The organism is Ruegeria sp. YTSC106, from assembly GCF_059609765.1.
In genome coordinates, this window is sequence record NZ_JBXWMI010000036.1 from 1 (window position 1) to 10562 (window position 10562).

Genomic DNA, 10562 nt, shown 5'->3' on the forward strand with positions numbered 1-10562 from the left:
ATGACGGCCTACAGCTACTTCGGAAACTCTGAGCCGCCGACCGGATTTGTCGTGGCCCTGCTTGGGGAAGACAGGTCGGAGTTTCTGATTTTTAGCGAAGGCTCGGTAAACTGGCTGGAATACGGGGACTACAGATATGATCAGTGCAATTGATGCTGCCTTCCAACCGGCTTCCCAATTGGCAAGCTACTTGAAACGGTCGTTCGCTACGCAGGGCATCAATGACCGCTTTGCAGACTAAAGCAGTCATACGTAGAATCTCTAAAGACGAAAATGCAAATGCGTGATAGCTCCAGATTATGGCCACGACATCTGCGCGAAATCGACCATCCATCCCTTACGCATTTGCAGTTGTTGGTGTTCTCTTTGCTTCAATCTGTTTCGGGCTGGTTCCCTATTTCAGCCGAAGCCTGACCGAACAGGGCGTTGCACCCTATGCGGTCGCATTCTACCGCTACATTGTTGCGGCTCTTCTTCTGCTTCCTGTTCTCATCTTGCACCGAAAAGAATGGCGAGAGATCACTTGGGGCCTTTCAGCCGGAGCCGTAATGGGGCTTGGTTGGATCGGATATGTAACGGCGCTGGAGAAGCTGCCCGCATCGACAGTGGGTGTGCTTTACATGACCTATCCGGTGTTCACCTTGGTAATTGCTTGGGCTGTGTTTGGAGATGCACCCACGCGACGCGCCATGTTGGCCGCTAGTCTGATTGTGGTGGCAGCTGTCATTGCTGGCTCGCCCGCGTCAGTGGCTGCGGAACATCTACCAACGCTGCTGCTATCCCTTGCCGCCCCATTTGGGTTTGGCTTCGGAATTTGCGTCCTGGTACACAGGTTGTCACGGATTGCGCCATTGGCACGTATCGCGTCAGTTTCTCTGGGGTCCGTACTGGGCCTCGCACCGCTCATCCTTGGTGCTGAGGTTGGAGAACTTCTCCCAAGGGAACAATCCGATTGGCTTTTCATTGTTGGTATTGGTCTGGTTACCGCTTTCGTGCCCCAGCTTATCTACACGATATGCTCACCTGTTGTTGGGGCTTCCCAAACTGCGGTCGTCGGAAGCATCGAATTGCCCACGATGTTTGCCGTGGGATATCTTGCCTTTGGCGAAGCCATCTCTTTACCTCAAGCTTTGGCATGTGCATTAGTGCTGGGCGCAATCGCGATCACAAGAAGTAGAAAGACGCGCACCGTATCCACCGTGCTCGCAAAATCACCGAGGCAGTAGTACTAGGCTCGGTGCTGCCGTTTTCTGCGGTGCACATGACTGGCTGCTTGCGGCCCGAAGCGGGTCTTGCGAATCCCGAGAAACGGAACAGAACCGCAAAGATTTCGCACCATATGATGCCAGGATTTATCGAATCCGTCACAAGATTGAGAACATATTTGGACGGCTGAAAGAGCGGTTCCGGGTCGCGACCCGTTATGACAGGTGCTTTATCATCTTCATGTCTGCCATCGCCCTCGCGGCAAAGCTTTTGTTTGGGTAATAAGTCGAAATTTTAGGAAATCGTCGTCGAACAGATAAAGCTCGATCCAAAAGTTCTGGCCCATTAGGCCAAGCGCGTAAAACAACCGCTAGCGCTGCGCGGTCTTACTCTGGCGACGAACCTACGGTTAGAATCTTCCCATTACTCCAAACCAGAGCCTCGTAACAAACCTCGGCTCCTGCGCCTCCGCACCAACCACCGTCTCGTCCAATAAGCAGTATACGGTCAGGCCCCCAGTCAATAAGACGCCAACCCGTTGCCTGCCATGACATGGTCTCATCGTCGACGATAAGATTGAGCATGCAACCCCCTGTTCCGCAGTACATAGAGGCAGCAGAAGAGCAGGAATACTGGCTTTCATCTACGATTTCAGCCTTAACCGCGCCAAACTGTGAGCGCAGCTCGATCTCGGTCACAGCGTCACCCTGATCAAACTCTCCATTCTCGAAGTTTTTGCAATCAGCAGCCGCGCTTTCGATGATCCGTTGTGCTTCCTGGGAGGCGGCCAAAACTGTTGTGGGGCAAAACACCACGGCGACCATTGATGCCAGAAGCGCAGCAAACACAAATTTCACCCTTTTCATGTCGTCCTCTTCGTTTGAATTCAGTGATATGCCGCCAAATTAGCTTCGTAAGAAGCGGTTTCGCCGAAGTTTTCCATCACCCATTCCGGATCGTAGTAGGTGTCGAGATAACGGTTTCCGTCGTCACACAGAATAGTGACAATGGAGCCAGATCGTCCGGCAGCCTCCATCTCTTGCGCAATTTGCAAAGCCCCCCAGAGGTTTGTGCCTGTTGATGGGCCCGCCCGCCGCCTGATCCGATCTTCAAGCCAGAGCATAGTCGCAATGCTTGCCGCATCCGGCACTTGAATCATACGGTCGATTACATCTGCTAAAAATGACTTCTCTACCCGAGGACGTCCGATACCTTCAATACGACTTGAACAGGGGCGGGTCAGGGTCCTGTCTCCAGTTCGAAAGCTATCAAAAAACACTGAGTTTTCGGGGTCCACAACAATCAATTCACTGTTAAAGCCTTTGTAGCGAATGTACCGCCCCAACGTTGCTGAAGTTCCGCCAGTGCCCGCGCTCATCACAATTACCGATGGAATTGGATGTGGCTCTCGTTCCATCTGACGAAAAAGGCTTTCTGCAATGTTGTTGTTGCCTCTCCAATCCGTCGCCCGCTCGGCGTACTTAAACTGATCCATGAAGTAGCCACCGACTTCAGCTGCCAGTTCAACCGAGGCCTTGTGCATGTCCGGCGCCGCATCGACGAAGTGGATTTCCCCACCTTGGAACCGGATTAGGTCGATTTTGCTCTTGGCGGTAGATTTTGGGAGAACCGCGGTAAAAGGCACTCCGATCATACGGGCGAAGTAAGCTTCTGAAACGGCAGTGCTGCCAGACGAGGCTTCGATTACACGTGTCCCTTCCCTTATTTTCCCGTTTACAAGCGCATAAAGGAAAAGCGAACGTGCCAGCCTGTGCTTGAGGCTGCCAGTGGGATGTGTACTTTCATCCTTGAGATAGATGTCTACGCCCTTCAGCCCCCGAACGGGTAACTTGAAAAGGTGCGTATCGGCAGAGCGGTGTGCATCCGCATTGATCTTAGCTATCGACTCCGAAATCCAATGATCCATGCCTCTACACAATCTCCCCGCTTAGCACCCGTCAAGCTCGGGAAAACCGTTTTAGGATTTATGGGGATCCAAGTATGCGCCACCAATTGGTAAGACTGTCCATCTAATGGGCAGGAATGCCTATCGTGCCAGAACGTGCTTCAATGAACAGCCAATGATTAAGAGGGAAAAATGTTAAGGTACTATAGGCGACAAATTGAAGCCCAAAGAGAACCAGGCCGAATACATGGATGAGTTCACGCATTCGATCTTCATAAACAAGCATAAGAATTGACACGATCTGGCCGATGCAAATTGCAGCAACAAATATTCCAATATCAAAAACCAAAAAGTTGCGCTCAAGTATCGCTGTGTACGCCGTGAATATTGTCACAATCAAAATAGCAGTAGTTGCAAGGCTAAATCCTTTAGCACTAAATACGTCCCTTCTTGTAAGTCGGGGTGGAAGCGGCATTAGGCAGGCCCACAACAATCCTGGCCAAAAAGCCAGCTTTAAGTGCTCCCAAATTGACTCGTTGACAGCTGCCACAAGCGCCATTGGCGTCCAACATCCTAGCAAAACAAATGCAAAGTGCAGCCCGGACCCGAGTAGGATCATTAGGATCGCCCCTATCGCTTCGAGCCAAACTATTCGGGACGAGGTTTCCAGCATGTTTGGATCTCCCAATCCAGATTGTCGTATACTTTGTTTAGATTCTCAAAAGTGAAATGCCCACAGACATAGAAGGTCTAGAAATAGCTTTCACCGCCCATGGTGAGCGGCAATGTCCATGTCCTTGTAAGAGTTTGTAAAGTTGACCCTTCCTGATTTTTAACCGCAGTTGCTGTCATTGCCATGTGCTATAATAGACCGTAGGCTGGATTAAAAACCGGGGTAGAGCATGCACGCTAAAAGGTGGGTTATTTTGTCGGCTGGATTTATTGCTCTGGCCACAGTGTCGTGTACAGATCTGTATCCTGACGCCGACGTCATGCCCACTCGCGCTGATGGGGCGGCCTTTTTCTCAGAAAACTGTACTTCTTGTCATGGTGTGGATGGTAGAGGCGGTGGCCCGGCAAGCAGCGGTCTTTCCGTTGCGCCAACAGATTTGACAACATTGAGCGTGGAGAACGGAGGCACTTTCCCTCAAGCACGGGCACTAAGCTACATCTATGGCGACCCAGAAAACAGCCATCTTGCTCGGGTTATGCCGGAGTTTGGCGGGGAAATGGCGGAAGACCTGGTTCCGGTTGAAATCGAGGGTGTCTTGACGCCCACTCCGCGCGAGTTAGCAGGGTTATTGTTTTTCTTAGAAAGCATCCAACAGTAGATTAGTGTTCTTGGCGCTAGGTCAGCAATTGACCGTTTGCCGGTGTTCTGGACTTGCACCTTTTTTGACCCGGTGACTATTGCAGGCCTAGCATTGTGAAGCGCCGTTGTTAGCTAGGCGTAAGCAGACACTCAAGATCTTTTGGCCGAATTGGCAAGTCGAGCCCAGTTCTGGCTAAATGCGAGTTGACATATGATTTATGTCAAAGAGACGAACGTGATTACATGCTAAATTTCGAATGTTAATTGGTGATGCTGTTCTGAGCTCGCTGCTGCCTGTCCCCATCAATCGGTTTTGGGCCACAGGATAGCGAATGTTATATGGTAAAGGACCGATGTTGACCGGGGGAAGATGTCGGTCCATTTCTGTTGTAGTAAACTCTCGTATAACAAAGGACCTCCGGCTTATGCGGCACTTCATGATCGTTGCGAGCATAGTCATTTCTTTGGCTGCAACGATATCTGCGGCCGACGATTTTTCGGACCTTGGCAAAGACCTCTTTGTTGAGCATTGCGCCAGATGTCACGGAATCGATGCATCCGGAAAAGGACCTGACGCAGCTGCTTTGAAAACAGAGCCTGCTGATTTAACAAAGATTTCCGACCGAAGGGGGGGCGTGTGGCCAATGTTGGAGGTCATGTCGATCTTGGACGGTTACTTGAAAGTACAAGAACCTCGCGATGACATGCCGGTAATCACCGAATTGAATGACGGCCCTGCTGTCGAATTCGATACGGGCAACGGTTTGGTTACGCGTATTCCTTCCAGACTTATCGAAATTGCTGAGTATTTGGAGAGTATTCAGTCTCCGAAGCCAGAACGTTATGTTCCGTGAAGATCTGCTCCGCAGCTGAGTACGCTAAAGAGTGCTGCGTTGGGCGGGTGCCGTAGTTGTCAGGAAGCTGCGAATACGCGGATAACGTGTGGAAGATGCCGTCTAGCCCAGCGCGCTTCGATATCAGGTCTCGCGCTTCACAGCGGTCTAATCCAAGACTTCTTGTAGTACCTCACCACTCGCACCATTAGGACGTGCCGTGCTCAATAAGGCAGAAAGTGTGGACGCGAGAGCAGTCGTGCAAACCCGGCGTGCGACCCGTTGTGGTTCTAAGTTCGGTCCAGCAAAGATAATCGGCACATGTGTGTCACCGCGCCACGGTGACCCGTGGGTGGATGTGACGGACAGACCATCAAAGTCTGCGATGAACCAACCGGGTTTGAAGACTACGTATATGTTCCCGGATCGGGTGGGATGATAGTTGTTGCGGACCAGGCGCATGATGCCGGTATCGGGCAGGGTGTTTGCTTCGATAGCCGTACCGGGGACGGCGAATGCCACATCGGGAAAGGATAGAAGCTCTTCTGCAATAGCTGACTCCAGCGTGGGTAAATCGATATCACTGCGAGCCAATACTTCGGGGGCGATATTGAGATAGGGGTGATTATAACCCTCAAGCAATTTCCCGGTGATCCGAAACCGCTCCTTAAGCTTGGCTATCTGTTCCGTCGGGTCCCAGGTGTCTGGAGCAACAAGGCCAGTTCGGATGCCAACACTCTCCAAATAGCCCGGCGCATCAGTGGTGCCGTGGTCCGCCGATAGAACGATCAAAACGTTTTCCAGCCCGATCCGGTCGTCGATAAACGCGAAGAGATTCATGAGAGTCTGATCGAGGCGGTATATCGTGTCCTCGGCTTCAAGACTGGAGGGGCCAAACACATGGTTGACGTAGTCCACGGACGAGAAGCTAATCGCCAGATAATCCGTTACCGCGTCTTGCCCGATATCCTCGGCATCAATCAATCGTTTGGCAAATTGCGCCGTCAGATCGTCGCCAGCGGGACTAAGCGTTAAAAAGGTCGTAAAGTAGGGGTTTTCTAGCGGGTCAAACCCATTTTGCGTCGAAGAATAGCGATGAGGAAAGGTTATGCCGAACCCGGCGACATCCGTCTCCCATGGTTGGTTGTCGCGGTCGCCAAAGAGATAGGCTTCCTTTGGGTGCATCAATTCCCAAGAGGTTCCTTCAAAGGAGGCGCTCGGCGATGCGTCATTCCAGGCGGAAACCCAATCCGGGTATTTGTCGTAATAATAGGAGCTTGTGACAAAACGATTTGCGGCTTTTGAGAACCAGAAGGCTTTGCCGCTTTGTCCCGCCATTGTAATAGCCCCACGGTCTTTGATTGAAACTCCAAAGACCTTGGCCGCACCAGCAGTGGAAGCGCTTAGTTCGTCCGAAAGCGTCGTAACAAGCATAGCGCGTGGTGACCGCCCATCTGTGCCAGCTGCCGCCTGTGTTGGGTCAATTTCAATATCGTTATTGACGCCAGCACCATCTCCAAGAAGCGGAGCGGTGCTGTCTTCAACGTTGTAGACAACGCGGTCCAAGGTTCTGTCGAACCAGATGTTTCCGATCATCCCGTGCACTGCCGGTGTTGCCCCGGTCGCCAATGTAGCGTGTCCGACAACCGTCTCTGTATTGGCATGGCAGTGATGGGCGTCCAGATAGTGTACACCGTTTTCTAGTAAATACTTAAGGCCACCCTCCCCAAGATTCTCAAAGTAGCGTGCCGGTAGATCGCCCCGAAACGCGTCAACGGTCAGCTGCAAAACGAGACGAGGAGGTTGTTGCGCATACGCAGGAGCGACTGCAACCAACCACAAAGACAAACAAGTTCTTAATGATTTGGTCATAGTGTTTCCTTTCGCTGCATCGTGCATCAGGTTAGCCGCGACCGCAATTGCGGGCTAGGTCGTGTTGACAAAAGGAATTCACGCCGAGGTTTAAGTATTATTCAAGCTGGTATCTGCAATGGAGACCAGCTTGCCACGAGACCTGATGTCGGACAAGGAATGGACGTTCTTGAAGCGTGTTATCATGGCTGTCCGCGCCCTGAACGGGCGCAAAACCCACGAACCACCGCCGTGTTCTCGATGGAATTTTCTGGATCGCCCGGACTGGTGCCCCTTGGCGAAACCTTCCCGAAGAGTTCGGCAAATGGTCGAGCGATTAACCTCGCAATTGAGTTGCGTTGTTCGATTTTGGGGTGAATTGCTCCAATCAGAATGCACTTTTGATTGAGTTTCGGTGCGTTCAAGTTGATCGAGCCACTGTACGGCTATCGACAATTGAGCGCGTATAGTGAACCGTGCAAACTAATGCGCAAATGCTGTGCAATATTATGGGCGAAGACACCCAGACTTTCTGAATAAAATTAATGATAGGGATGCAGCGCTATGCGTGTCCCTACAGATATTGTGGAAGTTCGATATCGGGTTCATCTGCCTTGGAATCGTTATGATCTCAGGTGGTAAAATGTGGTTTGAGGATCGAATGGTCTGGGTCTAGCGCGACTTCCAAAAAGGTTGTGGGTCGTTGAGTGATCTTGAAACTGAGCGCTGAAGAATTGCCCTCTTGGAACAGTTCGCAGCTGCTTGTACCCGTTTGGGTCAGACCGCACCCATTTTCCGGCGTAGATACTGCGCGAACTCTGCCACTCGGCGAGGTTGGGCTCGACCGGGTGGAAACATCATTTGTAGCGGCTTGGGTGGTGGGAGGAAGTCGCCTAACAGTGCCACAAGCTTTCCGGCTCTGACATCATCGCCAACATCCAGTTCCGACTTCAACACAATGCCATGGCCTGCCAGAGCCCAACTGCGGATAAGCGAGCCATCATTTACAATTCGGTTTCCCTTGACTGGAACAAGCTGGCGTTCTCGGCCTGCGCCAAACTCCCAAACATTGTCGAGCGAACCACCGAAACGCATAACCAGGCAGTTATGATTTGCGAGGTCTTCGGGCAGTTCTGGTGCTCCATATGTCGCCAGATAGCTGGGTGCTGCGCAGACGAAACGCGGGTAGCTTCCAAGGTTGCGTATTCGGAGTGAGCTGTCGGTGATGTCCCCAAACCGAACAGCCAAGTCAAAACCCTGACCCACGAGATCGACATAGCCATCGGATAGCGACAGTTCTATCGACACAGCCGGGTTCTCTTCGGTGAATTCAGCGATCACATCAGAGACAACACCACGACCAAAATCAATAGGCGCACTGACGCGGATCAGGCCAGAAAGGGTTTCGGCGCCGAGGCGAATGCGGGTGTCGAGGTCGGTGACTTCACTGAGAACGCTCTTGGCACCATCGATCAGGACCCGACCCTCTTCGGTCAAACTGATTGAGCGTGTCGTTCGGTTGAACAATACCACACCGTAGTGTGATTCCAGCGTAGCGAGCCGTTCGGAGACAGTTGTACTCGATAAACCTGTCTCTCGGGCCGCCGCGACAAGGCTGCCTTTCTCGGCGATGGTCAGGAAGAGGCGGAGGTTGTCGAGCAGCATTGGTCGGTATTTCCGGATTATATTTCCGATGAATGACTGTTTATCCCGTTTTGTCGGCGGCGTAAATCTACGACACCAACGAAACAGCAAAGGAACGACCTGATGGCCAAGCTGACCATTGTCGCCAACATCAAAGCCAACCCCGACAAGATCGACCTTGTCAAAGCAGAGCTCACCAAGCTCATCGACACCACCCGGTCTGAAAGAGGTTGCATCAACTACGACCTGCACCAAGACAACGATGACCCGGCTCATTTCGTGTTTTATGAAAACTGGGAAAGCCGAGAGCTTTGGCAAACTCATATGGGGGCCCCACATCTGGCTGCATACATGGCGGCGACAGACGGAGCGGTCGCCGAATTCACATTGAATGAGATGACCGTCATCGGTTGATTTTGAACCAGAACGAGGAGCACGCTATGAAAGCTGTTGGATTTCGTACGGCCGGGCCAATTGATCAGGCGGATGCATTGATCGAATTCGAAGCAGACAAACCCACCCCGTCAGGTCATGATTTGCTTGTCGAAGTGCAAGCCGTTTCGGTGAACCCGGTCGACACAAAAATTCGGCAACGGCGTGCTCCTGAAGGTCCGGCACCTGACATTCTAGGATGGGACGCCGTAGGGATCGTCGAAGCCGTTGGCGAAGAGGTCGAGACTTTCAAACCGGGAGACACCGTTTGGTATGCCGGGGCGATCAATCGGCCTGGAACCAATGCCGAATACCATCTTGTGGATGAGCGCATCGTGGGGTCAGCGCCAAATTCCATACCTGCAAAAGCAGCTGCGGCGATGCCGCTAACGACGCTTACTGCCTTTGAGATGCTGTTCGACCGCTTGCGAGTTCAAGATGCCGTTTCCGGCGGGACCAATACGTTGCTGGTTATTGGTGGGGCAGGCGGTGTCGGGTCTATCACCATTCAATTGGCACGGGCTCTCACTGAATTGACAGTGATAGCGACGGCGTCCCGACCCGAGACACAAGACTGGGTTCAAGAGCTTGGCGCACACCATGTCATCAACCATGCGGAACCTTTTAGCACACAACTCGGGGCTCTCGATATCGAAAGCGTGGATTTCATCTATTCAACGAACCATTCCCAGCTTTATGCGACTCAAGCCGGAGAGGTGATGACACCTCAAGGTCGCTTTGGGTTGATTGATGATCCTGAGACCTTTGACATCGCGCCATTCAAACCCAAATCGATCTCATTGCATTGGGAGTTCATGTACACTCGGTCGCTTTTTGGGACTGGAGATATGAACCGTCAAAGCGAAATACTGAATCAGGTTGCCGGGTTGATAGACGATGGAAAGATCAGATCCACAGCAACCGATACACTTGGTAGGATCAATGCTACAAACTTAATGAAAGCGCATGCTATCCTCGAAAGTGGCAAGGCCAAAGGAAAGCTCGTGCTTGAGGGTTTTTAGATGAGAATTGAGCGGCTAGATCATGTGAATATCGTAACAACTAAGTTGTCTGAAATGGCTACTTGGTATGAAGAGGTCTTGGGTTTGAAACCTGGGGCCCGCCCTGATTTTCCGTTTCCCGGGGCTTGGTTGTATGCGGGTGATCACGCCGTGGTTCACCTTGTGGGTCACGAAGGAACACCTAACGTCGGCTCCGAAGTGAAGCTCAAGCTCGAACATTTTGCACTCTCAGCTACGGGGTTGAGGCCATTTGAAGAAAAACTGGCATCACGTCAGATGCAGTATCGCAAAACCGAAGTCCCAGGGCCCCGCATGATCCAAATCCATGTGGCCGATCCTGATGGAAATCATATTCA

At 51.9% G+C, this 10562-nt stretch carries 11 protein-coding genes and 2 pseudogenes; 8 read left to right on the forward strand and 5 right to left on the reverse strand.

What is annotated here, in order from left to right; translation table 11 throughout:
* The first annotated feature begins 299 nt into the window (after nucleotides 1–299).
* Entirely contained in the window at nucleotides 300–1226 is a 927-nt protein-coding gene (locus AC2FEB_RS23020; RefSeq protein WP_496677629.1) for a DMT family transporter, read from the forward strand.
* Nucleotides 1227–1335: 109 nt separating this feature from the next.
* Nucleotides 1336–1488: pseudogene (locus tag AC2FEB_RS23025) on the forward strand (IS5/IS1182 family transposase); the annotation flags it as partial.
* Between the two features lie 104 nt (nucleotides 1489–1592).
* Here the strand turns inward: AC2FEB_RS23025 and AC2FEB_RS23030 are convergent.
* The 3 genes from AC2FEB_RS23030 to AC2FEB_RS23040 form a co-directional block, all read right to left on the reverse strand.
* Nucleotides 1593–2072, reverse strand: a complete 480-nt coding sequence (locus AC2FEB_RS23030; protein WP_117870827.1) for a hypothetical protein — start codon at nucleotides 2070–2072, stop codon at nucleotides 1593–1595.
* A gap of 20 nt (nucleotides 2073–2092) precedes the next feature.
* Nucleotides 2093–3133 carry a PLP-dependent cysteine synthase family protein gene (locus AC2FEB_RS23035; protein ID WP_496677630.1) on the reverse strand — a complete coding sequence of 347 codons (1041 nt, stop codon included), beginning with the start codon at nucleotides 3131–3133 and terminating at the stop codon, nucleotides 2093–2095.
* 103 nt (nucleotides 3134–3236) lie between these two features.
* On the reverse strand, nucleotides 3237–3785 hold the full coding sequence (locus AC2FEB_RS23040) for a DUF6512 family protein (RefSeq protein ID WP_496677632.1): 549 nt from the start codon (nucleotides 3783–3785) through the stop codon (nucleotides 3237–3239).
* A 229-nt stretch (nucleotides 3786–4014) separates the two neighbouring features.
* Here AC2FEB_RS23040 and AC2FEB_RS23045 point away from each other — a divergent pair, with 229 nt between their 5' ends.
* Together AC2FEB_RS23045 and AC2FEB_RS23050 are read left to right on the forward strand one after the other, a co-directional pair.
* Complete coding sequence (locus AC2FEB_RS23045) at nucleotides 4015–4443, forward strand: c-type cytochrome (protein ID WP_254683737.1); 429 nt, start codon at nucleotides 4015–4017, stop codon at nucleotides 4441–4443.
* A 418-nt stretch (nucleotides 4444–4861) separates the two neighbouring features.
* Entirely contained in the window at nucleotides 4862–5278 is a 417-nt protein-coding gene (locus tag AC2FEB_RS23050; protein ID WP_496677634.1) for a c-type cytochrome, read from the forward strand.
* Nucleotides 5279–5425: 147 nt separating this feature from the next.
* Here the strand turns inward: AC2FEB_RS23050 and AC2FEB_RS23055 are convergent, their stop codons facing one another.
* On the reverse strand, nucleotides 5426–7129 hold the full coding sequence (locus tag AC2FEB_RS23055; RefSeq protein ID WP_496677635.1) for an alkaline phosphatase family protein: 1704 nt from the start codon (nucleotides 7127–7129) through the stop codon (nucleotides 5426–5428).
* Between the two features lie 118 nt (nucleotides 7130–7247).
* On the opposite strand from AC2FEB_RS23055, the pseudogene AC2FEB_RS23060 reads away from it, so the two are divergent.
* Nucleotides 7248–7443: pseudogene (locus AC2FEB_RS23060) on the forward strand (transposase); the annotation flags it as partial.
* 442 nt (nucleotides 7444–7885) lie between these two features.
* Here AC2FEB_RS23060 and AC2FEB_RS23065 read toward each other — a convergent pair.
* Nucleotides 7886–8773: a LysR family transcriptional regulator gene (locus AC2FEB_RS23065; protein WP_117870817.1), complete on the reverse strand. Its 888-nt coding sequence runs from the start codon at nucleotides 8771–8773 to the stop codon at nucleotides 7886–7888.
* A 102-nt stretch (nucleotides 8774–8875) separates the two neighbouring features.
* On the opposite strand from AC2FEB_RS23065, the gene AC2FEB_RS23070 reads away from it, so the two are divergent.
* The 3 genes from AC2FEB_RS23070 to AC2FEB_RS23080 form a co-directional block, all read left to right on the forward strand.
* Nucleotides 8876–9166 carry a putative quinol monooxygenase gene (locus AC2FEB_RS23070; protein ID WP_496686312.1) on the forward strand — a complete coding sequence of 97 codons (291 nt, stop codon included), beginning with the start codon at nucleotides 8876–8878 and terminating at the stop codon, nucleotides 9164–9166.
* Between the two features lie 26 nt (nucleotides 9167–9192).
* Entirely contained in the window at nucleotides 9193–10206 is a 1014-nt protein-coding gene (locus AC2FEB_RS23075; protein ID WP_496884412.1) for a zinc-binding alcohol dehydrogenase family protein, read from the forward strand.
* Nucleotides 10207–10562: VOC family protein (locus AC2FEB_RS23080; RefSeq protein WP_496677639.1), on the forward strand; the 356-nt coding region annotated here is incomplete at its 3' end.

Coding starts and splice junctions, on each gene's coding strand:
- AC2FEB_RS23045 (WP_254683737.1), top strand. CDS start 4,015: ATGCACGCTAAAAGGTGGGTTATTTTGTCGGCTGGATTTATTGCTCTG.
- AC2FEB_RS23055 (WP_496677635.1), bottom strand. CDS start 7,129: ATGACCAAATCATTAAGAACTTGTTTGTCTTTGTGGTTGGTTGCAGTC.
- AC2FEB_RS23020 (WP_496677629.1), top strand. CDS start 300: ATGGCCACGACATCTGCGCGAAATCGACCATCCATCCCTTACGCATTT.
- AC2FEB_RS23035 (WP_496677630.1), bottom strand. CDS start 3,133: ATGGATCATTGGATTTCGGAGTCGATAGCTAAGATCAATGCGGATGCA.
- AC2FEB_RS23030 (WP_117870827.1), bottom strand. CDS start 2,072: ATGAAAAGGGTGAAATTTGTGTTTGCTGCGCTTCTGGCATCAATGGTC.
- AC2FEB_RS23070 (WP_496686312.1), top strand. CDS start 8,876: ATGGCCAAGCTGACCATTGTCGCCAACATCAAAGCCAACCCCGACAAG.
- AC2FEB_RS23040 (WP_496677632.1), bottom strand. CDS start 3,785: ATGCTGGAAACCTCGTCCCGAATAGTTTGGCTCGAAGCGATAGGGGCG.
- AC2FEB_RS23050 (WP_496677634.1), top strand. CDS start 4,862: ATGATCGTTGCGAGCATAGTCATTTCTTTGGCTGCAACGATATCTGCG.
- AC2FEB_RS23065 (WP_117870817.1), bottom strand. CDS start 8,773: ATGCTGCTCGACAACCTCCGCCTCTTCCTGACCATCGCCGAGAAAGGC.
- AC2FEB_RS23075 (WP_496884412.1), top strand. CDS start 9,193: ATGAAAGCTGTTGGATTTCGTACGGCCGGGCCAATTGATCAGGCGGAT.